21 protein-coding genes, 1 tRNA gene and 1 pseudogene are annotated in these 23,097 nt (G+C 64.4%); 9 read left to right on the plus strand and 14 right to left on the minus strand.

Annotation, left to right across the window (positions count from 1 at the left end; genetic code table 11):
- Nucleotides 1-8: 8 nt before the first annotated feature.
- Nucleotides 9-866 (minus strand): alpha/beta fold hydrolase, encoded by an 858-nt coding sequence (locus tag ACFVVI_RS32720; RefSeq protein WP_387448377.1) that lies wholly within the window; start codon nucleotides 864-866, stop codon nucleotides 9-11.
- Between the two features lie 47 nt (nucleotides 867-913).
- Nucleotides 914-2,383: a long-chain fatty acid--CoA ligase gene (locus tag ACFVVI_RS32725; RefSeq protein ID WP_387448380.1), complete on the minus strand. Its 1,470-nt coding sequence runs from the start codon at nucleotides 2,381-2,383 to the stop codon at nucleotides 914-916.
- 140 nt (nucleotides 2,384-2,523) lie between these two features.
- Here ACFVVI_RS32725 and ACFVVI_RS32730 point away from each other — a divergent pair, with 140 nt between their 5' ends.
- Nucleotides 2,524-3,729 (plus strand): PucR family transcriptional regulator, encoded by a 1,206-nt coding sequence (locus tag ACFVVI_RS32730; protein WP_387448383.1) that lies wholly within the window; start codon nucleotides 2,524-2,526, stop codon nucleotides 3,727-3,729.
- Between the two features lie 93 nt (nucleotides 3,730-3,822).
- Here the strand turns inward: ACFVVI_RS32730 and ACFVVI_RS32735 are convergent, their stop codons facing one another.
- Complete coding sequence (locus ACFVVI_RS32735) at nucleotides 3,823-4,386, minus strand: TetR/AcrR family transcriptional regulator (RefSeq protein ID WP_387448386.1); 564 nt, start codon at nucleotides 4,384-4,386, stop codon at nucleotides 3,823-3,825.
- 104 nt (nucleotides 4,387-4,490) lie between these two features.
- Between ACFVVI_RS32735 and ACFVVI_RS32740 the strand changes: the two genes are divergently transcribed.
- The gene (locus tag ACFVVI_RS32740; RefSeq protein WP_387448389.1) at nucleotides 4,491-5,471 is read left to right on the plus strand and encodes a zinc-dependent alcohol dehydrogenase family protein; all 981 of its coding nucleotides are present in this window, start codon (nucleotides 4,491-4,493) and stop codon (nucleotides 5,469-5,471) included.
- A gap of 71 nt (nucleotides 5,472-5,542) precedes the next feature.
- Here ACFVVI_RS32740 and ACFVVI_RS32745 read toward each other — a convergent pair whose 3' ends face one another.
- From ACFVVI_RS32745 to ACFVVI_RS32755, 3 genes are all read right to left on the minus strand, one after another.
- Nucleotides 5,543-6,337 carry an SAM-dependent methyltransferase gene (locus ACFVVI_RS32745; RefSeq protein ID WP_387448392.1) on the minus strand — a complete coding sequence of 265 codons (795 nt, stop codon included), beginning with the start codon at nucleotides 6,335-6,337 and terminating at the stop codon, nucleotides 5,543-5,545.
- A gap of 603 nt (nucleotides 6,338-6,940) precedes the next feature.
- The gene (locus tag ACFVVI_RS32750; protein WP_387448395.1) at nucleotides 6,941-7,276 is read right to left on the minus strand and encodes a YnfA family protein; all 336 of its coding nucleotides are present in this window, start codon (nucleotides 7,274-7,276) and stop codon (nucleotides 6,941-6,943) included.
- A gap of 343 nt (nucleotides 7,277-7,619) precedes the next feature.
- Nucleotides 7,620-8,459, minus strand: a complete 840-nt coding sequence (locus tag ACFVVI_RS32755) for a S8 family serine peptidase (RefSeq protein ID WP_387448398.1) — start codon at nucleotides 8,457-8,459, stop codon at nucleotides 7,620-7,622.
- Nucleotides 8,460-8,658: 199 nt separating this feature from the next.
- On the opposite strand from ACFVVI_RS32755, the gene ACFVVI_RS32760 reads away from it, so the two are divergent.
- Complete coding sequence (locus tag ACFVVI_RS32760; RefSeq protein WP_387448401.1) at nucleotides 8,659-9,753, plus strand: hypothetical protein; 1,095 nt, start codon at nucleotides 8,659-8,661, stop codon at nucleotides 9,751-9,753.
- Between the two features lie 31 nt (nucleotides 9,754-9,784).
- Here ACFVVI_RS32760 and ACFVVI_RS32765 read toward each other — a convergent pair whose 3' ends face one another.
- The 4 genes from ACFVVI_RS32765 to ACFVVI_RS32780 form a co-directional block, all read right to left on the minus strand.
- Nucleotides 9,785-10,012 (minus strand): hypothetical protein, encoded by a 228-nt coding sequence (locus ACFVVI_RS32765; RefSeq protein ID WP_387448404.1) that lies wholly within the window; start codon nucleotides 10,010-10,012, stop codon nucleotides 9,785-9,787.
- 425 nt (nucleotides 10,013-10,437) lie between these two features.
- Complete coding sequence (locus ACFVVI_RS32770) at nucleotides 10,438-11,370, minus strand: SDR family oxidoreductase (protein ID WP_387448407.1); 933 nt, start codon at nucleotides 11,368-11,370, stop codon at nucleotides 10,438-10,440.
- Between the two features lie 52 nt (nucleotides 11,371-11,422).
- Entirely contained in the window at nucleotides 11,423-12,046 is a 624-nt protein-coding gene (locus ACFVVI_RS32775) for an NADPH-dependent F420 reductase (RefSeq protein ID WP_387448410.1), read from the minus strand.
- 113 nt (nucleotides 12,047-12,159) lie between these two features.
- Entirely contained in the window at nucleotides 12,160-12,894 is a 735-nt protein-coding gene (locus ACFVVI_RS32780) for an SDR family NAD(P)-dependent oxidoreductase (protein ID WP_379218653.1), read from the minus strand.
- Nucleotides 12,895-13,120: 226 nt separating this feature from the next.
- Between ACFVVI_RS32780 and ACFVVI_RS32785 the strand changes: the two genes are divergently transcribed.
- Nucleotides 13,121-14,032 (plus strand): LysR family transcriptional regulator, encoded by a 912-nt coding sequence (locus tag ACFVVI_RS32785; RefSeq protein WP_387448413.1) that lies wholly within the window; start codon nucleotides 13,121-13,123, stop codon nucleotides 14,030-14,032.
- 154 nt (nucleotides 14,033-14,186) lie between these two features.
- Here ACFVVI_RS32785 and ACFVVI_RS32790 read toward each other — a convergent pair whose 3' ends face one another.
- Nucleotides 14,187-14,918 (minus strand): hypothetical protein, encoded by a 732-nt coding sequence (locus ACFVVI_RS32790; protein ID WP_387448416.1) that lies wholly within the window; start codon nucleotides 14,916-14,918, stop codon nucleotides 14,187-14,189.
- 94 nt (nucleotides 14,919-15,012) lie between these two features.
- Between ACFVVI_RS32790 and ACFVVI_RS32795 the strand changes: the two genes are divergently transcribed.
- Nucleotides 15,013-15,399, plus strand: a complete 387-nt coding sequence (locus tag ACFVVI_RS32795) for a hypothetical protein (RefSeq protein WP_387448419.1) — start codon at nucleotides 15,013-15,015, stop codon at nucleotides 15,397-15,399.
- Between the two features lie 86 nt (nucleotides 15,400-15,485).
- Nucleotides 15,486-15,878: a hypothetical protein gene (locus ACFVVI_RS32800; RefSeq protein WP_387448422.1), complete on the plus strand. Its 393-nt coding sequence runs from the start codon at nucleotides 15,486-15,488 to the stop codon at nucleotides 15,876-15,878.
- Between the two features lie 94 nt (nucleotides 15,879-15,972).
- Here the strand turns inward: ACFVVI_RS32800 and ACFVVI_RS32805 are convergent, their stop codons facing one another.
- The gene (locus tag ACFVVI_RS32805) at nucleotides 15,973-16,944 is read right to left on the minus strand and encodes a DUF6670 family protein (protein ID WP_378990419.1); all 972 of its coding nucleotides are present in this window, start codon (nucleotides 16,942-16,944) and stop codon (nucleotides 15,973-15,975) included.
- Between the two features lie 523 nt (nucleotides 16,945-17,467).
- Here ACFVVI_RS32805 and ACFVVI_RS32810 point away from each other — a divergent pair.
- Nucleotides 17,468-17,552, plus strand: a tRNA-Leu gene (locus tag ACFVVI_RS32810).
- A 733-nt stretch (nucleotides 17,553-18,285) separates the two neighbouring features.
- On the opposite strand, the pseudogene ACFVVI_RS32815 reads toward ACFVVI_RS32810, so the two are convergent.
- A pseudogene (locus tag ACFVVI_RS32815) lies at nucleotides 18,286-19,194 on the minus strand (recombinase family protein); the annotation flags it as partial.
- A gap of 1,759 nt (nucleotides 19,195-20,953) precedes the next feature.
- Between ACFVVI_RS32815 and ACFVVI_RS32820 the strand changes: the two are divergent.
- Complete coding sequence (locus tag ACFVVI_RS32820) at nucleotides 20,954-21,736, plus strand: DUF2637 domain-containing protein (RefSeq protein ID WP_387448427.1); 783 nt, start codon at nucleotides 20,954-20,956, stop codon at nucleotides 21,734-21,736.
- Nucleotides 21,737-22,181: 445 nt separating this feature from the next.
- Nucleotides 22,182-22,529, plus strand: coding sequence for a hypothetical protein (locus ACFVVI_RS32825; RefSeq protein ID WP_387448430.1), 348 nt, complete (start codon nucleotides 22,182-22,184; stop codon nucleotides 22,527-22,529).
- On the opposite strand, the gene ACFVVI_RS32830 is transcribed toward ACFVVI_RS32825, so the two are convergent.
- A complete protein-coding gene (locus ACFVVI_RS32830) occupies nucleotides 22,514-23,032 on the minus strand; it encodes a hypothetical protein (protein ID WP_387448433.1) in 519 nt (172 codons plus the stop codon). The two genes, ACFVVI_RS32825 and ACFVVI_RS32830, sit on opposite strands and share 16 nt — an antisense overlap.
- Between the last annotated feature and the right edge of the window lie 65 nt (nucleotides 23,033-23,097).

Here is a 23,097-nt window from a genome sequence, read left to right on the forward strand (position 1 = left end):
GCCGGCACCTAGATCACCGGAACGCGGTCCCGCGAGATCCACGCGATGAGTTCGTTCTCCACCTCGTCGCGATTGATCTCGTTGAGGATTTCGTGGCGGGCGTTCGGGTACACGCGGTAGGTGATGTCGCTGAGCCCCGCGTCGCGGTAACGCCGCACCTGCAGATCACTCAGTCGCGCACCGTCATTGAGCGGGTCACTGCCGCCGACCATGACATACAGCGGCAGGTCTGTCCGGATGCCGCGGGGCCGGGCGAGCCGTTCGTTGCCCAGCTTCGCCAGCGATGCCATATTCACCGCATCGATCTCGAATCCGCACCACGGGTGGGCCAGGTAGGCGTCGACCTGGGCCTCGTCGCGGCTGAGCCAGTCGGCGGGCGTGCGGGTCGGCTGGAACTCCCGGTTGAACAGGGCGAGCAGGTCGCCGTCGGCGGCGGCGATCTCGACGAACAGTTCATCCACCGCGGTGGTACCGCACAGGACCGCGGCATCGACCAGCGCGTCGTGATCGAGCAGGTACTGCTGGACCGCGAACGAGCCGAGGCTGTGCCCGAACAACACCACGCGCCGATCGGAATGGAGCTCGCGCAGGATCGTGGTGAGCGCCGCCATGTCCTCGACGAGCAGATTCCAGCCGTTGTCGCCGAGGTCACCGGGTGCACCGGCCATGCTGTGTCCGTGTCCGCGATGGTCGGCTGCGTAGACGGCGTAGCCGAGCGCCACGAGACGTTCGGCGAGATGGCTGTAGCGCGCGGCATGTTCTCCCATGCCGTGCGCGATCTGGACCACGCCGGTGACGTCGTCGCCGGCGGGCAGCCAGGACCGGACGTGGATGGTGGTGCCGTCACTGCTGGGGTAGCTGAACATGGATCACTCCTGTGTGATGTGCGGACAGTGTTGTGCGACAGCGGCTTTCACGGAGCGGTGATGGCGCGTTTGAGGATCTTGCCGGTCGGCCCGGTCGGCAGGGCGTCGAGTAGCCACACCTGCCGCGGGTATTTGTAGGCCGCGACCCGATCCCGGACGAATTCCTGGATCTGCTCGCCGGTCGTGCTCGCGCCGACGCGCAGGGCGACGGCGGCCACGATCTCCTCGCCCAGATGCGCGTCGGCGATCCCGATGACCGCGGCCTGGGTGATCTCGGGATGCTCGTAGAGCACCTCTTCGATCTCGCGCGGATACACGTTGTAGCCGCCGCGGATGATCATGTCCTTCTTGCGGTCGACGATGTAGAGGTAGCCGTCCTCGTCGCGGCGGGCAAGGTCACCGGTGTGAAACCAGCCCTCAGGTATCGCTGTGGCGGTGTCGGCGGGTCGGCGCCAGTACCCCAGCATCACGTTGGGGCCGCGCACCACGATCTCGCCGATTCCGTCGATGCTGTCGACGAGTTCGACCTCGACGTCGCGGATCGGCGTACCGATCGAGCCTGGTTTGCGTGGCTGTCCCACATGGTTGAACGCGACCACCGGACTGGTCTCCGACAACCCGTATCCTTCGAGAATCACACAGCTGAAACGCTGTTCGAAGCCGTGCAACAGCTCCACCGGCAGTGAGGCGCCGCCGGAGACGCAGCGGCGCAAGGTCGAGACATCGGCCTCGGCGGCGCCGGGGTCGTGCAGCAGCGCCGAATACATCGTCGGCACACCGGCGAACACCGTCACACCGTCGCGCGCGATCGCCTCGAAGACCGCCGCGGGCTCGAAGCGCGGCACCAGGGTCAGGCAGGCGCCGCTGCGGATCGCCGCGTTCATCGCGCAGGTCTGGCCGAAGGTGTGGAACAGCGGCAGGCAGCCGAGGATCACGTCGTCGGCGCCGATATCGAGCACGGTCGTGGAATAGACGTCGGCGTTGTGGACCAACCCGGAATGTGACAGCGCGGCGCCTTTGGGCGTGCCGGTGGTGCCGGAGGTATAGAGGATCACGGCCGGTTCCTCGGCGGTGATCGAGCGATCGTCGCGGCGGGGGTCGTGCCCGGCGAGCAGTTCGGCCAGAAGGTCGGCGTCGATGGTGAGCGCCGTGGTCCCGGCTTCCTGCGCGCCATGCGGACCTTCACCCGGCCCGTCGACCCAGTCGAACAACAGCGCCGCCATTGAATCCCGCAGGTAATAGGCAACTTCGCGCGATTTGAGCAACGGGTTCATCGGCACGACCACCGCGCCGGATCGCAGGATGCCGTAGTACAGCACGACGAATTCCGGCACGTTCGGCAGCATCAGCGCCACCCGATCCCCTGGCTCGATCCCATGCTCGCGCAGAAAGGCGGCGACCCGAGCAGTGCGCTCCTCGAGTTCCTCGTAGGTCAGCACGGTCGTCCCCGAGCGCAGCGCAGGCCGGTTCGGGTGGCGCAGCGCGGAGTGGAGCAGGTTCTCGCTCAGAGCGGGCATCGGCAGATCCTCGGGGACGAAAGCGGTCGACAACGCGAAAATCGTCGCACCGCTGTGACCGCGATCCCATGGATCGCCGGACAACATCGCCGCGAAAGCATTGTCCGCGGAAACAACCACACCCCCGGTAAGCTGCGGAAATGGTCCGAACATCGCCACCGAGCCCGATCGTCGACGTCGCCGCGGCACTGCTCGCGCGCATCGACGATCTCGGACTACAGCTGGCCCGGCGATTCGTCGACGAACTCGAGACCTACCGCAACGAGAACCAGGTTCCGTTCGACACAATCCGCACCTCCTGCACCCGCAATCTGACGCTGATGGTGCAGCACTTCACCACCGCCGAACCGGTGGATCCCGAGCCGCCGAAGGAAACCGGCAGGCTGCGCGCCCAGCAGGGTGTGCCGCTGGCCGAGACCCTGCACGCCTTCCGGATCGGCTTCGAATTCCTGTGGTCGGAACTGGTCGCCGAAGCCAGACGGCATCCGGCGGTCACCGACGCCGTCCTCGTCGATCTGGCGGCCGAGGTCTGGGCGCTGGCAGGCGAGTACTCCGTCGCCGTCGCGGCCGCCTACCGGGAGATGAGCTCAGAACTCGTGCTGCAACGCGAGCACGAGCGGTCGGTGCTGGTCGAGGCGTTGTTCACCGGCGTCATCGCCGACCCGGCCACCCTCGGCGAGGCCACGCGCGTTCTCGGGCTGCCGCCGCGGGGACGCTACGTGGTGGTCGCCGCGGAGGTCAGCGCCGCGGGCCGGGAGGCGCTGCCCGGCATCGAAACCGAGTTGCGCCGTGCGCAGATCATCTCCGCTTGGCGACTCCGCCCGGATCAGCAGATCGGCGTTCTCGCGCTCCCGGCGAATCAGGAGTCCACCACGCTGGCCACATTGCGCAAATTTCGAGCACGCGTCGGCATGAGCCCACCGTACGAGTCACTCACCGACACCCCGCAGGCGCTGCATTTCGCCCGGCTCGCGGTGGTCGGCCTCGGCGATCACACCTCCGGCGTCGCCCGATTCGACGACAATCCGCTGGGCATGGTCGTCGCCGCCGCGCCACTGGAGGCTGCGCGCATGGTCGACCTGCGCCTCCACGAGGTGCTCGCCCTCCCCCACGACGACCGCCACCGCCTCCTGGAAACCCTCGAAACCTGGTTCACCGCAGGCGGTTCCGCGGCCACCACCGGCGAACGGCTCTACCTGCACGCGAACACAGTGCGCTACCGCCTACGCCACATCGAGAAACTCACCGGCCGCTCCCTCACCGACCCCGCCGCAGTACGCGATCTCGGTGCGGCACTACAGGCTTGGAAGGTACTGGCCACAGTACGCGCGGATCAACGCCTGTAACCTGAGGTCCCGGAGTTCGCCCTTACCCGTGCTGGCGATCCATTCCAACCTTCGCGCCACCTGCTGTCCTGCCGCACAAGGGGTTGGCGAGGGTTACGGTCGGCGTTCGAGGGCGCTCAGGAAGCTTTCGGCAGCATCCTGGACCCGGTTCCGGTCGCCGGTAGTGAGTAGGTCGAGCAGCAGTCCACGAATCGTCGCGATCACCAATGTAGCTGTGCGAGAGGCAGTCTCGGGGTCAACGTCGGGGGCCTTGCGCAATGAGGTCATCCAATCGGTGACGACGTGGTCGAGGAAGTCCGCGAACTGCTGGGGGGCTTGCAGGGCGCGGCCGTAGGCGGCGAAGAACAGCCGGAACTCCGCCTGCATGCGTGGGTCGGAGGTTCGAGTCCAGGCCGCGCGTGCTGCCGTCGCCAGGTCGGGATGCGGACCCGCCGCATCACTGGTGGCGGCGAACATGCGCCGCCGTAACCGCTCGAGGACGACCTGGAGCATCTGCTCCTTGGTGCCGAAGTGGTGCACCAGCGTGGTCGGCGAGACGCCGAGGCCGGCGGCGACGGGCCGCCACGACAGCTCGGAGAGCCCGTGCTCGACCATGTAATCCACTACCGCGTCGAGCAATTCGTCCCTGCGCTGATAGTCGACCGGACGTCCTGCCATCACTTGCCTCCCGATCCACCACGATTGACATTCCTAGAACGACTGTACTATCTATATTCATAGTACGACTGTACGAGAAATAGATGAGCGGTCAGGAGCCCCCCATGTCACGAGTCGTCGTCTTCGATGAGACCGGCACCCCCGAAGTCCTGCAGATCGTCGACGAACCGGTCGGCGACCCCGGCCCCGGCGAGGTGCGGATCAAGGTCGAAGCCGTCGGTATCAATCGACTCGACCAGATGATCCGCGCGGGCATGTCACCGCGACCGATCCGCCTGCCACACGCCCGCCTCGGCATCGAAGCGACCGGCACGATCGACGCCCTCGGCTCGGGAGTCGCCGGATGGGCCACCGGTGATGCGGTCATCGTCACGGCCGTGCCCGACATGGACACCAACGGCACCTACGCCGAACACCTCGTCCTCCCCGCCGACCGGGTCGTCGCCAGGCCCGCCGGCCTGGACGCCATCAGCGCAGCAGCGTTGTGGGTGGCGTACTCCACCGCCTACGGCGCGCTCGTCGAAAAGGCCGGGATGCAACCCGGCGATCACGTCCTGATCACCGCAGCCTCCAGCGGTGTCGGCCTGGCCGCCATCCAGATCGCCAACCAGATCGGCGCCATCCCCCTGGCCGTCACCCGGAGCGCAGCAAAAGAACGCACCCTGCTGGCTGCCGGTGCCGTCGCCGTCATCGTCACCGACCGCGACGATGTCGTCGAGGCCACACACCGACACACCAGCGGCATCGGCGCCGACATCGTGTTGGACTCGGTCATGGGTCCCGGCCTGGCCGAACTCGCCGATGCGGCCAAGCGATTCAGCGGCAGGCTGATCACCGTCGGCTGGCTGGATCCCCGGCCGGCACCGTATCCGGCCAGCCCCATCACCATGATCCGGTACATGAGCTTCGAGCACACCCTCGACCCGGCTGCCGTGCACCGCATCACCGCATTCCTGACCGCCGGCATCCGCACCGGCGCCCTGCGCCCCATCATCGACACCGTGTTCGCCCTCGGCGACATCGTCGCCGCCCACCGCTACCTGGAACAGGGCCACCACACCGGCAAAATCGTTGTCACCGTTTGACGCCGACGCCGCCGGGCGTCCTCGCTCCTACTGTCGTCCCGATCTCGTTGGGCGCGAGGCACACAGTGCGGTCATCGGTGGAGTCGGCCCACTGCAGCGTAAGCACTCAGATCCGACGCCGCGCGGTGTCGCGGCGTGGTGGAGAGTGCGCGTACCCCGCTGCCGGGGACGGGTCGCCACCGGTGTGGGGCGATCAGGCCGGGTGTGACGAGTCGGTACCCGGTGAGCATGGCCGTGATCTCGTCGCGCCCGCGTGCGTGGTAGGCGATGCCCGCACTGCGGAAAGTTTGGGTGGCTGAGTGGATCTGGTGAGTGTGGACGTCGTCGGTGACGTGGGTGAACACCATCCATGTCCCGGAAGCAAGGCGGTCGGTCAACGCCGTGACCATCGCGGGAGCGTCACTGATCAGTTCCGCGGTCCCCGACACAAACACCGCGATCGGCCTGGCTGTGTCCATCACGGCAATGATGTCGCCGAGGACCGCCGAAGTGTCGGTCAGATCGGTATCGGTAAAGAAGCGGTTCGGACCCGTCAGCAGGGCACGGCCGTAGGCGGCGACAACGGGGTCGTTGTCGATGTAGAGGATTCGGGTGAGGTCGTCGTTCCGGTCTCCCGCGATTTCGTGGATGTTCGGGGCGTGCGGGTAGCCGCAGCCCAGTTCGACGAACTGGGAAACCCCGTGCTGGTCGATCAGGTACTCGACCGCGCGCAGGATGAAGCGACGTGATTCGGTGATCGCGGGCGTGATCTTGTTCGCCGCCAGGCTGGTGGCCAGCGCGTGGTCAGGCGCGTAGTGGTCCTTCCCACCCAGGATCGCATTGTGCAGTCGCGCGGGGGTGGGCCGGTACGGGTCGGCGGTGGTCATTGCGGGCTCCTGCCGCTTGGGCATCGCAAGTTGTGCCTGTTGTTGCGGTGCAACAGAATTGGATGAGCTAGCTAGCGAGGCCATTGGGGATAGGTCATCGCGGCGCTGCTTCCGCGTCGTAGGTCATCAGCACGAGTCGACTCCTGTCGAGTTGTTGCACCGTTGGAGTTCGTCGGCGCCTTCGGCGTGGGGCCCTTCAATGACTTAGACGCCGCAAAGATGAATTCGGTTCCCTTGCAATGGATATCGGTAGAGTTCGGCTCCTCCGGCGTTGGGTCACCGGTCGACTTGGTGGCATTCAGGTGGTTCGGAAGCGCATGAGGCAGGGCCGAGATGCGGCGACATCGCCAGGCCCGGAAGGTCAGGGCAGCAGGTTAGGCGAGCACCGCGAAAATTGTTGCGGGCGAGCCGCTCCTACTGCTGAATAGCCTCACGGATCCGATCGGCCAGCACCTGGGCCCAGCGGCGATGAACTTGCGGCCCGTACTCATTGCCTTGTTGATTTCAGGCAGGCTGTACCCCGACGGTTTCCCCGGGGCTGCCCGGCAAATCTGTCCATCTACCGATTGCCGTCGACGATGTGTCTTGCGACTGACCAGCCGATCAAGCGGCGCGCGGCGCGTACATGATGACTGCGACACCGACCAGGCAGATCACCGCGCCGACTACGTCCCACCGATCGGGACGGAAGCCGTCCAGCGCCATCCCCCACAACAGTGATCCGGCGACGAACACGCCACCATAGGCTGCGAGGATGCGTCCGAAGTTGGCGTCGGGCTGCAACGTTGCGACGAAACCGTAGATCCCCAGGGCTATGACTCCGGCGCCGATCCATGCCCAGCCACGATGCTCACGCACGCCCTGCCAGACCAGCCAAGCACCGCCGATCTCGGCGATTGCAGCAAGAACGAACAGCAGGATCGAGCTCACCACGGTCATGGCCAGAGCCTAGATATCCGGTTCAGGATGCTGTGATCGTGGTGGCGTACCCGTAGACCGAGCCCGAACACGATGACCGTCCTCGTGATCGATTCAGTAGCCACAGCCGCTGTCTCCCATACTCGATTGCGGTTCAGGTCGTCGAAAGGGACTGGGCAGATATGGCTTTCGCTGCATGCGAGCAGGTCATCACAGTCTGCGGCAAGGGCGGCGCGCAATGTGTTACGTACCGCGGTCAGCTTGGCGAGCTTCGCGTCGATGTCAGCTGGTTTCTAGGTGGCGCGGGCCTGTAGCCCAGCGACGCCGCTTTGCCGAACTGGGTTGCCGCGAGCGATCGGCGACTTCAATCCCTAACTGATTTCCGCCGCCGCGCCATGTATTCGATCGCAGCAGTCCGACCGTATTCGGTCATCAAAGTAGTCGCGAGCCCTCCCGCAAGTACACACGCGACCGAGGTCCCGCTGCGGGTTCGCAGCAACCGTCCGCGGACAGGTGCGCGGACCCGGTCGCCGCGCACGAACAGGTCCACCTGCGGTTCGCTCACACAACCAGGTAGCAGCGCACCAGTCGCGGTGCATGCCCCGACTGCCAGGCATCGTGGGTCACTCGCCGGGAAGAGGATCGGTCCTGCTGCCGAGTTGCCCGCTGCCGCGATCACGGCGATCCCGGCGTGGGTCGCTGCCCGCAGCGCGGCGGTCAGTCCGGCATGAGCGTTGGGCTGGCCCAGCGGGATCACGATCACGTCTGCACCCGAAGACGTCAGCCATCGAATGGCGGTGGCGACATCATCGGGCCGGATGACGCCGTCCGCTGACGCGGTGCAGGCAACGTTCAGGCGCGCACGTGGCACGGTTCCGCGCAGTCGAAATATGCCCTGTCCGACCAACAGCGATGCGGAGAAGGCCCCGTGTTCGCGGAACCACAGTGGAGCAGTCCGTCCGCCACCGAACCACCGGACGGTGATGCCGACGCCGTCCAGGTCGGCAACCGACTGATCGAAGCCGCCTTCGATCAGTCCGATCGTGAGGCGCGTCTCCCGTTCCTCGGCCATCGAGCTCGGCCACCACACGACGCGCGGATCGTGCGCGGCGGCTAACTGCGGCCGCAGATAGTCGACCGCATCGATGACGGCCGTGCGCTCGCGCTCCACCGTCGACCTCGAATTGTCGTTGATTCCGCACATCCGGAGCACTTCCTTCGATCTACCCACGGGCTACTGACTGCAGCCGTTCATCACCTCCACAGCAGCATGTGTCGCGAACGCGCCGACCGCATCCGGGCTACCACGGTGCCCTTTTCGGTGTCAGCACCGAAGTGCGCCAAAGAATTCATACATAGTGTCGAGTTCTCATCGAAGTGATGAAACACGAAAGGAAATCGACATGGCCATCAACAGCATCGATTCGCAGCTCGGCGATATCATCGATCCGAAACTGCGCAAAATTGGCGAGCGCGTGGTTCGCCAGCTCGAACTGGCGGCAGATAAAGTCGCCGCACACGCTGCCGACGCAGCACGGTTCCCGCTGCCCACTCAACGAGATTCCGCCGAGAATATTTTGGCGAGCTGGTTCGACACCATGCCCGAAAAGAAGCGGGCCGCCGCCGGAGTCGCCGCTATCCAGCGGGTGAATACCACCGCGATCCGCACGGCGCATCTCGGGGAACTGGCCGGGGTAGATCTGCAGACACGGACTCCGATCGCCTCGCAAGGCTCCGCTTTCGCCATCCCCAACCTGAAGTTCTCCGCCGCGGACCTCGCGAAACTGCAAAATCCGGCGTTCCTCGGCACATTGCGCGGGATGATCCCCCAGCATGCACCCGCTCGAGCGACGCGGTCGGATAGCCTCCTGCTGCGAGTGACCCAGATCCGCTGCGCCAACGAGACCAACAGCCCGTTCGGCGGTCACATCGGCGAAGACGACATGTGGCTCGGTGGCACATCTGTCGATGAAAGCGGTGACACAAAAACCATCAAGCCGATCAAACTCGGGAGTTTCAACAATAAGGAAATCAAGCACTACAATCCCCCGCGAACCTTCACGAATTTCGATATCACAGAGCGCGGAAATTCCTTCCCCAAGGCCTATCTCGTGACACTCGTGCTAGTCGAACGAGACAATGGTAAGGCTATGCAAACATTTCTGGATCGGGTCACGAAGGAGATCAAGAAGCAGGTTCAGGACGCTCTGGTCAAGGTGGGTACGACCATCGGAGGGCCGTTCGGGCTGGTGGTCGGAACCATTTCCGCCTGGGTATTCGGCGAGCTGATCGACTACATTTCCTCGGGATGGCGGGACACTGTATTCCGGCCCCTCACTGTCACTGCCCACATCGGCTCGTACGACAGCGTATGGGTCAGCTCCGGCCGCAAGGACAGCACGGATCGAATGCTGGAGACCAAGGCGCCACAGGCGCGGTATCAGCTCTGGTACGACTGGTTGCTGTACAACTCGACAGCCGGGTTAGGAATCATCTAATGCCGCGTCAGGCGACCTTGGTTGGGTAATTTTACCGCCGGATCTTCGCACCGACAGCGAAGTTTCGGGTCGGGCGGGCGTGCTGGTTGTGCCAGCGAATGTTGCCGCCGATCGCCGTATCCTGCACGACAGGGCTGCGGCGATCGGTGCCGTTGAGCGCGAAGCAACGGAACGCCGCGAACTCGCCCGTCTTCGCTGGTCTGCCCCCGTTCCGTCTTCGGCGCAAAGGGCCGCCCTTCTCGTCGAAGTCGTGGATCACTTCTACACCTACGCTTCCGACATCTAGCCGACCCGCCTCAGCCTCCGACCATGTGCACGCCGCCGGGCGCCCGTGGCCGGTCTGACGGCGCAACAATGTCTGATCAAGGTTGGGACAACATTCACCTCGCCCTTTCGAACTGCGCACCATCGCCAGACGGCATCCGACGCCGCGGCTCCGGCCATCGGGGGTGTTGAGGTGGTACCACTCGCTGGGGTGAGACGTTTGTTATGCACCCCTGCTCACGTCGGTCGGGTTGGAGCAAAATGGCGGGTGGAACAGTCTTTCCTGTCCTTTCACAACAGATTTCGATTTCCACGGATGCCCTGACGCAGCGGGTTGAAAGTCCGCGTCGCCACAGCGAACTCACGACTGATCACAAGGACTGCCGCCCGATCGTGTGGCAGTCCTTGTGATCAGGCTCCCTACCCGGGGAAGTAATGGCCGTTATCCAAATCGGCGAGCAGGCCGGGCTGAGCGGGTTCCCAGCCGAGGGTCCGGCGGGTGATGAGGTTGGACGCCGGGTAGCTCTGCGTGACTATGTTCGCGAGGAACCCGAAGTATCCCGGCACCATCAGTACGTCCGAGGGAATGCTCACGACGGGCAGGCCCAGTCGGCTGCCGATGGCCTCGGCGATATCCCGGAGTGGGATGGCCCCGTCCCCTACCGCGTGCCAGTATCTGCCGGCCGGCCCCTTCTCCAAAGCCAGGCGGAACACGGGGGCGATATCGCGGACGTGCACGGCGTTCCACAGGTTCGCGCCGTCTCCGGGGTAGCCGACGAAACCCTTCTCCTTCGCGAGCGCGATCAGCTGCACGAGGAACCCGCCACGATCGGTCGTGCTGTGCGCGATGTTGGCAAACCGCACGACCGAAGACCGCACTCCCTGCTCAGCGAGGTCGACTACGGCGGTTTCCACGACATTGCGAACCCGCAGGGTGCCCTTGTACTCATCGCCGCCCGGAAGGGCCGGGTCCTCCTCGGTGGCCGGCCGGCCCAGGTTCCCGGCTGAGCCGATGCTCCCCGCCGCGACCAACGGCTTTCCGGTTCCCGCGAGTGCCTCGCCGTAGGCGAGGATGATCGGGAGTTCCGCGGCGGCCACGGCGTCGAGCCCGCCGGAGGGAAGCAGGTCTTGCCGGTGCGCGACGTGAATGACGCCCTCGGAATCCGCGGCCGCGTCTTTGAGCCCGTCGAGATCCTCCAGGTCGCCGCGGCGTACCTTCGCGCCGAGCGCGGACAGGGCCGCCGCGGCCGTGTCCGACCGGGCCAGGCCGGTGACCTCGTGCCCGGCGGTGACGAGTTCGGGGATGATGTACGAACCGGAATGGCCGGTCCCGCCAGTGACGAAAACGCGCATGTTATTGCTCCTTGTGCGTGATGCGGCGGAAGAAATGGCGGTGCGCGCCCACTCAGTCGGCGATGTCTACGCTGAGGGCGACGTCGAAGCTCCCCACGCCGTGGCGGGCCAGGCCCATCAGCAGCGGACCGACCCCTTCCAGCCAGCGCGCCATCTCGAGTCCGCCGACATCGAAGGGACGCAGTCCCAGGCTCTCGATGAGCGCCGACACGCCGGCCTTGGCCCGCGCGTCATCTCCGGCGAAGAACACGTCCAACGGACGGCCCTGGGCGATGATGTGACCGAAGACGGTGTTGAACGCCTTCACGACGTGCGCGCTCGCGGGGGCGGCCTCGGCGATCTCTTGCGCACCGGACGTACCGTCCGGAGTGACGAGCCCGGTGGCGTCGGCGTTGAAGGTATTGGTGATGTCGATGATGACCTTGCCTGCCAGTGCATCCCCGTACCGGGCGACGACCGATACCGCGCTGGTGTACGGCACGGCGAGGACGACGATGTCGCCGGCAGGGACGGTGCCGAATGTCCCGGCCGTGGCACCGCCGCCTAGCGCGGCAGCCAGGCCCTCGGCCTTGGCCGAGTCGCGGCCGAGGATCTGCACAATGTTGCCGCCGGCGACCGCGCGAGTGGCGATGGCGTGGGCCATGGTTCCCAGACCGATGAAACTGATGCTGCTCATGGATGTGTCCGTCCTTCTCTGATCTGAATCGAACTGCTCGGACCGGGGCTCAGCCGGTGAACTCGCCGACACCGAGGGCGAAATCCCAGTGGCCTACCCCGTTGCCGTGTGGTTCAGATGGCGGTGGTGCCGCCGTCGGAGACCAGTTCCAGACCGTTGACATAGCTGGAGTCGTCGGACGCGAGAAATAGTGCGACGGTGGCGATTTCTTCTGGGCGGCCCATTTTCCCGCGGGGGATGAGCGACTCGAATTCGGCCCTGGTGGCCTCGTCGAACAATTCTTCTTGTTTGGCGGTGGCGACCTGGCCCGGGGTCAGGACGTTGACCCGGATCTTGCGGTCACGCAATTCGTTCAGCCAGACGCGGGCCCAAGCCTGTTGGACGGCTTTACTTCCGGCGTAGAGGCTCCAGCCGGGGAAGGCACCGAGGGAGGCGTTGGATCCGGTCATGAAGATCGAGCCGTTGTCGTTGATCAGCGGCAGTGCCTTCTGCACCGTGAACAGGGTGCCGCGCGCATTGAGCCAGAAGGAGCGGTGGAACTGTTCCTCGGTGATCTCGCCGAGGACGGCGGGTTCGCCCGTCCCGGCGCTGGCCCACAGCACGTCGATCGAGCCCTTTTCCCGCTTGACGGTGTCGTACAGGCGGTCCAGGTCGTCCAGATCGGACGCATCACCCTGGACGGCGGTGACGCTGCGTCCGATCAGCTCGACGGCGGCGTCCAGCGCTTCCTGGCGCCGGGCCTGGATGAAGACGTGCGCTCCTTCCTCGACGAACAGTTTGGCGCCGGCCAGTGCCATGCCGGTGGATCCGCCGGTGATTACCGCTACCTTGCCATCGAGCTTTCCCACGATAACTCCCTTGAATTGATGGGTATCCGAAACAGTTCGGTTTCTTGTTGCGCTCGTCAATGCCGTCGAATGACGCGATGGAGGGGACCGATCACTGACGTGCGAATTCTGGTTCGATTCCGAATTCGCTTGCGCCCCATGAACGATGCCACTGGGTCGAGTTGGCGTCCAAGACCCAATTCAGCCGTGGTGATACCTTGGAGGCATCACCGGACCAGGAGGCGCCATGGATCTGGATCTGCGCAAGTTGCGCTACTTTGCCGCCGTCGCCGACAGGCTGCACTTCGGCCGCGCCGCCGATGAGCTGCACATCGCGCAGCCGGCGCTCAGTCGGCAGATCCGTGCGCTGGAACACGATCTCGGCGCAGAACTGTTCACCAGAGATCGCCACGGCGTAGCGCTGACCGACGCGGGCCGACAACTGCTGGCCGACGCCGGTCCGCTGCTCGCCTCCGCGCACGCGGTCCGGCGCCGGGTGGCCGTCGCCGCCCGCGGCAGCCATCGGCTGGTGGTCGGCTTTCGGGTCGGCATTCCGGTCATCCCAGCGGCGCGGGCGTTCGAGGCTCAGCATCCGGACGTGGTCGTGGACGTGCAGCGCATGGAATGGGACGACCAGGCCCCGATGCTGCTCGACGGCCGCGTCGACGTCGGCTATGTGCGGCTGCCCATCAACGAGACCGGTCTGCGCCTGACTCAGCTCTACACCGAGCCGCTCATGGTGGTGCTGCCCGCCGATCACCGGTTGGCAGGCAAGGAGGAGGTCTCCGAGGCCGACCTGGCCGGTGAGCCGCTGATCTGGCATGCCGACGCGAGCACGCAGCCCACCACGCGCCCGCTCCCCGACTCAGGGCTTCGGGTGCGCGGCGTGGAGGAGAAGCTCGAACACGTCGCGGCGGGCCGCGGAATCTCGTTCGTGGGGCGTTCGGAGACCGTGTTCTACTCACGTCCGGACATCAGCTACGTGCCCGTCCCGGATCTGGCGCCCGACCAGGTGTACCTCGCGATGGCGGCATCGCGCACCTCACCGCTCGCCGACGACTTCTTCACCGCAGCTCAGGCGACGGCTGAGATCACGGCGGAATGCGGGAACTATGAAATGTGGCGGCGTCAAAGCGATGCGGTTTCACAGCACGGCTGAGCAGTCGCGTGCGCTCGGCACCTGGTGGTCCGACGGCCCATTTCGCACCCCGCTCCGACGGCCGCAACTGCATCGTCGGCGGCAAACGGAGACTTCGCACCAATCCGATTCTCTGGCGCTGGGTGACCCGACCGAACGCTCCGGGTACGCAGCATCAGTGATCCGCCGGATCGTCCATGGCTGAGGATCGCATTGCATCGGCCAGTTCGCCGATGTTCGCGAATCTCTTGCCCGGCACCGCCATTCGACCGGTCGGTTCGCCGTTGAGCCAGTACACGATCTTCTCGTCGTCAGGCTCGACGCCATACATCCAGCCCACCGCATCCGTGGCGCGCGCGAGCTCGGCGAAAATCCGATGGAACGCGGGGGAACGACTGAACAGGAAGTGCGTCGAGGTCGACCATGAGAAGACGCGTATCCGTGCGCACGAGGGGACGAACCGACTGGCGAACTGGACCTTCAGTCGCACGTTGACCTGCGTTGTCCCGGTCGTGACGAGGGCGCCCCGCGCGAGTTGTTCCTCGGCGGTGAGTTCGAAGAGGTCCACCATCTCATCGGCGCTCAGATCGTCTCGGTAGCGGTAGAACTTCCCCTCGATCTCAGTGAACATGACCGACTCGAAAAGCTTGTACCGGTGGGCGATCTCCTCGTCGACGTCGACTCGCATCGCCAGCAAGAGATCGAGGTCGTTGCCCCTCCTGCAATCAACGAACGACCGGTCGACGATTCCGCCAACGCGATAGGGCAGGTCCACTTGCCGTCGGTCGGGCAACAACACTTTCGTTGCGACCTGCAGCGGTCGAGCGGCTCGATCGGCCAATATCTGCAGTGCGTGCTCGACCTCCGCGGGCCGGACATAGATCTCGTAGTCGACTGCTGTTCCCACCGCACTCCCCCTCGAATCTCCCCGCCCATAATGAATCAGGTTCGACTGACTGTCATCCGAAATTTTCATGGCAGCGACGAGGGGGAAATCACACATGTCGAGGCACGATTGCGACGACGAACTGGCCCAATTCCTCACGAGCGTCGGCGCAGCCTGGTACGCGATCGCGTTGGACGAGATCATGGGGTGGGCGACAGCGATCGGGGGATTTCGCCCAGGCCGTGTCGGCGGCGAGGGCTACATCGTTCGAGGTGACGAGCTCGGGCCGGAGTTCGCCGACTGGATCCAGCACTGCGCGACTCACCCGGACGCACGCGACACCCTGACCATCGTCGTGTCCGATATCGCCCCTGATGTCGTAGCTCGCATCCAGATTCTCGGAGCACGCGCAACGACACAAGTGCCAACGCAGCAGGAGCGGGTGGTCATCGCCTACGACGAGGTGAATATCGAAACGGCCCGCCAGACACCGACGCCATGAGCTCGGAACCGTCGTCGTGGCGAAGTCGACGTTTCGCGAGGACACTGAGGAACGGAGCACCCAACTCGTCCCCAGGAGCAGATGCGATGGCTACCAATGAACCTTTCGGCATCGATCCGCAAGATTTCGAACGTGCGCTGCGCGAGGCAGGAACCGAACTGCGTGACCTGCTCGGAAAAGCTGGTGACTATCTGAGCCACGTCGATCGTGCCGACGTCGGTACATTGACGTCGCTGTTCGGTCAGTTCTTCCAGCCGGAGCAGCCACGTCCGCCGATGCCAGAGGGCGAGACCACCGGCGACACCGGCAGCGGGGTGTGGGCGATCTTCAGCATCGGCGACACCGGCCAGGCCAGCGTCGACCAGGTGTTTCCGACCGAGCTCGAGGCTTTACGCGCACATCGTGACAACACCGACGATCGCCGGCGGGTGCGGTTTCTGCCCTACGGGGTTCCGGCAAGCGTGTTGGACGCGCCCTGAGGGACCGGACAGCTCCACGGCGTCGCGCGACGCCGTGGATGCCGAATCACGGTGAATCTTCAGGTCGAGACAACGATGCTGGAGTGTGCCGTGGTCACTGCCCCGGTTCGCAGTCGATCCACTCCAGATAGCCGCTTCCCGTGACCGAACGTCGGCCCTGCCAGGTTCCTCGGTAGGTGTAGGCGCCGACATAGCCGCGGCCGTGCCCGTAACGGAGCGGGCTGTCGACTTCGGCGTCGAATGTCAGGACCTCCGCACCCGCCGCATCGCGCACCCGCCAGCGCAGTTGTTGCGGGACGCGCATCGGGCGGCCGCGAGGATCGACCAGCGGTTTCGGCTGATAGGACAGAACCGTCATGGCGACGTCGTCGTACACCCGCGTTGTCCCGTCGACGCACCGTACATGCGCGAGCAGGCACGCGACCGCGCCGGCGGCGCGAACCTCGGTGAGCAGCACCTGCGTCGAACTGTCGAGGTTGATGATCTGGTAGGTGAAGAAGTCGACGGGGAGCTTGCGTTGTGTCGGAAGCGCCTGTGCCGTAACCGATTGTGGCGACATGCAACGGGCGTATTCGAACGTGCACAACGTCTGTTCGATGGCGACCGTGCCGGTCTTGTCGGTCAGGGTTCCGGTGGCGGTCGCGAACAGGCTGAGGTGGTCGTAGAAGGGGGTGCGGACGAACCACGAAACCTGGTCCGTCGCTCGGATATCGAGGCTCACGTCGAAATCGTCATACTGACCACGGACGTGGAAATAGGGATACGCCCCGGTGATGCTGAGCTCGCGGCCCCAATCGAGACGGGAGCCGTCGTCGGCGAAAGAGCAGTCGCGTCCGGTGTCGTAGGCGCGGTAGTGGTGTTGCCCCTCGGCAGCAGTAGACGACAGGACGGTGGCCGTGTCGCGGGCGTCATCGGCGGCGAGGTAGTCGTTGTCGAAGGCCAGTGCACCAGTCGCACCGATGAAGGTCATCGTGTTCAGGTAGCGGTGCGGGCCGGGTAGCTCGGGGAGGAACACTCCGTAGTGCGTCCATGCCCACCGCCGGGACTCGGCGTGCGGTCGCATCATCTCCGGTGTCCTGAACGGCCTGGTCGAATCCAGGACGCGCGAGTCGATTCGTGGCAGGACTGCGTCCAGTATCGGGCGTGCGAGACGATCGAGTACGCGCGATCGACGGTCGGCTGCGGGGTGCTGAGTGAATGCCGTGGGGTGTTCCATGAGCGCCATTGCTCCTTCGCTGGACGGCCGGGCCCGCGCCTGCCGGTGAGAGCCACATGTGTGTGTTACCGATAGTCACGGGTAGAATTGACTGATTGGTAAATTACGCTCGGGATTCCGAACCGTCAAGAGCGACCGAACGCTATCGGTCGGCCTCCCGACCTGGGCTACGCGATGGAGTGGTCGCTTCACGGTGGTCCAACCGACACCTGGACGGCGCCGGGCGCAGACCAACGCCGAACCACACCGCGGACCCCCGGTATCCCGCGCCGGTCTGATCTCAGCGCCCAGTGCAGAACCTAAACAAACAGCAGGTCAGCTAGGCGATTTGGTTTCCGACGGCGCGTCGGATAATCTTTTGGCACACCAGCAAGTCCGGGTGGCGGAATGGCAGACGCGCTAGCTTGAGGTGCTAGTGCCCGTATTAGGGCGTGGGGGTTCAAGTCCCCCTCCGGACACGTTCTTTACGCACACGGATGGTATCGCTTCGGCGATCACCATCCGTGTGTTGTCGTTGTAGGTCAGTTTCACGCCGAGTTGTCGGTACACCTGATGCTTGTCGGCAGGATCTGATCGGCGCAGGGCGTTGAGTAGTCCGCCCAAGGAGCTGACCAAGTCTCTGATCTCGTCCCTGCTCATCGTCGTGTGTCCGGTTGCTTGCTGATTCAGCGCGGCAAGACGACTCTCGGTGACGTGCTTCTCGCTGAGCACCTGACTCGTCCAAGAGGCCACGAGTTGTGGATCGGTCCCCGCTTCGAGCGCCTCCCGATAGGTTTCCAGTCTTCGGTTCTGCTCAGTCAGCAGCCGTTGAGCCACCTCGACTTCGGGATTGTGCTGCGATCGGACGCTCTCGAGCATCTGCAGCGAGTGTTCGATCCGCTCCGGGGCGAAGGCATGGGCAAGCCACTCGTCAACGGAGCCAACGATCTGCTCCTCGCGTAGGTAAACGGTCGGCGAGTGGTCGATCTTGTTGGCGATCGCGTACTCCGAGGGGTAGCGGCAGCGATAGTGGGGCTTGTCGTGATTCCAGTTGCCCTGCATCCGCCGCCCACAGGTTTCGTGGAAGATGAGGCCCTTGTAGACGTAGGTGTACTTGCGCCGAGAGGTGACTCGCCCGGTTGTCTGAGGGCCACGCGATTTAAGGAGAAGCTGCACCTGCTCGAATGCCGAGCGGTCAACAAGGGCCTCGTGTGCTGGCTGATCCGAGAAGACCCACTGATCCTTGGCGTTCCACGCCAAGTGTGTCTCGTGCCCCAAGGCGACGTCTTCGACATCAATAAGCGATTCCTGCTTTCGTTGCTTGTTCCAAACCTCGTAGCCGGTGTAGCGGGGGTTGGTCAGAATCGCTCGGACCGCGCTCTTGGACCAGGCGATACCCGAGCGGTGACGATTGCGCGCAGGATCGTGAGCCGAAGGGCTAGCGATGTCATCAATCGTCAGTTGCTGGGCGATGGCAAAAACACCCACACCGGACAGATATGTGGTGAAAATTCGTTGGACCACGGGCGCAGCGACAGGATCCGGCTCGAGACGGTGCAGCCTCTTGCCATCGGCGGCTTTGCCCGGATGCGGATGCGGGCCGGCGTCAGCGAGCCGGTAGCCGTACGGAGGTCGACCGCCGAGGTAGCGGCCTTCCACCCGCGCTTGAGCTGCCATGGCAGCGCGGACTCGGATCTTGATCCGGTTGCGTTCGCCCTTGGACATTCCGCCGAAGACTGACATGATCATGTCGTGGGCTTCGGAGTCCGGGTCGATCTGGCCACCGACCTCGGGTACCCAGAGTTGGACACCGTAGTGAACAAACACGGGAAAGGTCAGTCCGAACTGGTTGCCGAAGAACGCACGCTGAGGCTCTCCGATCACTACCGCGTCGAAGCCGCGGTCAGGGTTCTTGAGTAGCTCGAGAAGTCGGCTGGCCTCGGGTCGCCGCTTCCACGGGATCGAGCGAGACTCGCCAACATCGAAGAACTCGGCGACAACCCGGCCGTGGCGCTCGATCAATGCGTTGGCACGCCCGAGTTGCCAGTTGCGGGAAGCTTCTGGGTCTTGTTGATCTTCTGTCGACACGCGTCCGGCGAACGCGAACCTGAGCTGAGTCATGATCTCTCCGAACTGTCGTCGTCTGGGTCTGAACGCGGGGTTCGCTGCAGCAGCCGCAAAAGTGCAGCTGCTGCAGCAGCATTGAGAACGGGCAGGTCCCGAGGGACGACGACGCGGACCGCGTCGGGATCGGCACCATCATCACGCTCGACCGGGCGGTTAGCCGAATTCGGCGAAGAGGGTTGATTGGAAGATGACATGACAGACTCCTGTAACCCCTGTCAATGGCTCTTCCACAGTCCATGAAACCTGAATTTTCGTCTGGGCGCCAGTCAATTCACATGATGCGACGAACCGTCGCTGGTCGACTGGGCGCTGATTTGGCCCATCCTGTCCCTGTCAAGCTCACGTCGCTTCTGCTGTCGCCTGATTGGATCGCTTGCAGGTCAGGACATTTGCCGACACCGGGTGTGCGCACGACAGGGTCCGACGGCCATAGGTCCAGAAAGTCTTCCGCCAAGGTGTGTGCGCACGCGTCGAAGTTGCGTAGCTGCAGGTAGCGTGATCGCGACATGGGTCACGCACAGTTCAATTGCGCCGCTACGCGCATGGCCGGACCGCGAGCCGCGTCTCCCCCAGTTATCCCGCGGCCCGCCGTAACCGGATCGTGCAAGACGCTGAATATCTATGTGCACATGATCGTGCGCACACTCCTGTTGAGCTCTGCGCGCCGTGCGCACGCCGAAGTCGATACTCCGTTCAGTCGATCCGCATTGCGGTCGGCGGACCTGAACGCATCGAAGGGGCTACATCTCGTCGTCGCCTCCAGGGGCCCGTGGAGAAGTCGTCGTTTCGCACAGACGTCATGCGCCGTGTCGTCACAGATTTGGTGGCCGCGCATCTACCTACCCGGGGACTGCAGCGCGGACAGCAATCGCACGGCCAAGCACGCTCTGCCCACAGGTGCGCGTCGAGAATTTCGGCAACGTCGCATGGCGCACCAGCGTACGCACCGTTTCCACGGCTGGCGAGGCACGACGCCACCTCGCAAAAAACGATGGGCAAAGTCCGCAAGTACCGCGGATCACACGCACCACTTACTACCGTCGTGAGATCTTCGTTTCCGTGACAGACTCGCGAACCCGAAGACTGTCAAGATCGAGAACACCGTAGGCCTTACAGATCTGGGTAGGCGACCACCGGCGAGCTCGATCGCCCACTCATCGCTATCCTCATCCAGCCAAAAGCCTGCTCCAGAAGCTGGGTTCGGACTCGACGGGTTCGTTCTGGGGGTTCTGGCCGTTTGAGCTGGTGAGTGATGCCCGAATTCGCAATGTGGTGAACCGACAATTGCATGTTTTCATTCGCATGTCTACATTACTTGATGCTATCTGCGCACGTGGAAGCCGACTCCCTCAGCGCCGACCTAGCTGAATTCGCTCCCCTATCCCGATCTTCCGGACTGTTGGACCGCCGTACGAGGCATACCCGACGCCGTAGTCGTTGCCCGCGCACCCGAGGAACTTCTGTGTGCCAATCGTCCGACCCGATGAGACCACCCGAATGGCCGATCACACCCGTTGCCATCGCGGTGCTGAAGGCAACCGTCGCGCTCGGAATGGCCTGTCCTGTCGGCTACCGCGTGGCACATCCGATCACCGAAATGTCCTGACCATCAACACCCCGATCGAGGGGACCAGCCATGCAACCTTCATCACCACCATCTACACGAACTCAGCCGACTGCCCGCGAAGATGTGCGCACGGGCCGTGCGCACGTCTTCTTCTGGACCGAGCTCTGCATCGCCGCCGGAGTCAGCGTGGTCGGCAACGCAACCCAAGCCGTCCTGCATACGACCGTTCTGCCTGCAGTCGCGGCCACCGTCGCTGTCATCCCTCCTCTGGCCTTGCTGGCCGCGGTGCACGGTGTCGCCCTGCTCACCCGTGCGCACACCGCCTCCCCTACCGCTCGCCGCGCCGCGACCGCGCTGACCGTGGTCATCGCCGGCGGCGCGTTCTGGCTGTCGTTCACCGCGCTGCGGGCTCTGGCGATCACCGCTGGTGTGCCCGCCGCCGAAGCGTGGCTCTGGCCGCTCATCGTTGAGGGCAGCATGACCCAAAGTTCTCTGGCCCTGCTGACGTTGGCTCACACGCAGCAGCCCGACACCGACACGGAGTTGGCAACCTCCGCCCCAGCACCACAGCCCACGCCCGAACTGCCCGCATCGCCCAGTGCCCCAGTCGCATTGCCGGCCCCACCGCCAGGCGCCTCCAAGCCCGTCGAGGATGCCGCCCTCGAAGGTCCTGCGGGCCACGGCCCCGATCTCGAGGTGTTGGCCGCATTGATCTGCGAACAAGACCCTGGCGGGCGGCGCGATCGCGGCACTGTCACCACGGTTCTCACGCACCGCTATGTCGACGAGTGGAATGCCAGTCGTATCTCTCGCGAGCTCGAATGTAGCCGCTCGGCGGTCAGCCGAATCCTGCGCGACGCCGAGAGGCTGCGTGCGCACGCAGCCACCGACTGTGCACACGCCGAGGTCGAGCCGCCGACTGTGCGTGCGCACCCCGACAGCGATCGTGCGCACGCAAAAAGCCTATGACCGGTTGGGCCAGACAATATTTCAGCACGCGCACACCCCCGCCCGAAACTATGCCGATGTGGTTCAGGCCACATCGACACTGAACGCCATCCGGTGTTGGATCGATGCACGGTTCGTTGCCAGGCATCACCTCTCGTGTACTAACTCCAGCGAAACCCACGTCCTTGGGGGACCAGTGAACCTCGATATCCACTGCCCGCAATGCGAAAGCATCGACTTGGTCCAGAGCGTGCCCGCCGCCATGTCAGAGGGAACCCACAGCGGTTACAGCACTGGCATGCATACCGGAATGGGATTCGCTCCAGGAGGCCTCGTTCCTGTCGTTGGCGCATCGACACACGACTACAGCCACAGCTCTGCGCTCGCGAGAAGCTTGGCATGGCAACCGGTCCTGCCCTCGGCAGGACGGCTCTCGGTTCTTGGGTCGATTCTGCTGGTGTTCGTCATGATCATGTTCGCCTTGTGCAGTGCGGCGATGCTCGAGAAGCCACTGCCGAGCAATCCCATCCGAATGATGGCGTCGCTGCTCGGTTTCTACCTACTTCCGATTCTGCTGTCGATCCCCGTCGTAGCGGTCCTCACCGTCGCGTTTCGGCGTGCGCGCCGAAACGGCAAGGTCGACGCCGGGCGTAACCGTGCGCGTGGAGTCTGGAGTCACGGCTACTACTGCCACCGATGCGGTGTCGCCTACTGGCCCTACCCGACAGAGCCCGGCATCCCCTACCGCATCGCACTCGCTCCGAGCCAATTCCGTTGGCACGTCTGGAACACCGGTGGCTACGCCAAGCTCTGACCTCTCAGCGGGTCCACGGCCAATGCTGCCCGCGAACTCTTCTGACCAACCTCGCCCCTGTCGTCGATAGCAAGGCCAGGCACGGTACTCAGGCCGTCGGGATCGATTCGTGTTTGCTCGGATGCTCGGGCCGAGGCCATGAGTTGTCGCACTTGTTTGCTGGTCAATTCGAGTAGTTCGCCGATGCCTGTATCCGACTCGCCCAGCTCCCGCATTGCCGTCACCGCACCGGCCTGCTGCCCGCGCCACCGAGCGACCTCGGCCTGATGCTCGCGTTCTAACTGTTCGATCCGGCTGCGGAGCTCTCCGACACGCTGATCGCGTATCGCGGTGCACCGACGGATCGATCCTGAAGCGTGCAGGTAGGTCTGGACCGCGTCCATCGTCGCGGTCTCGCGGCGTTCGGCTGCGTCACGCCGAACCTTCATCACGTTATGGACCTCGTCCAAACGCCGACTCAATTCGGGATCGCGCTTGGAACGTCGTTGTTTGCCAGCAGGCATCTCAATCTCCTGAGAATGGCCCGACCAGCGGCTCTTCCACTTACAGACTACGCCTCCGCCAGCGG

Source organism: Nocardia sp. NPDC058114 (assembly GCF_042884695.1).
Lineage (GTDB): Bacteria > Actinomycetota > Actinomycetes > Mycobacteriales > Mycobacteriaceae > Nocardia.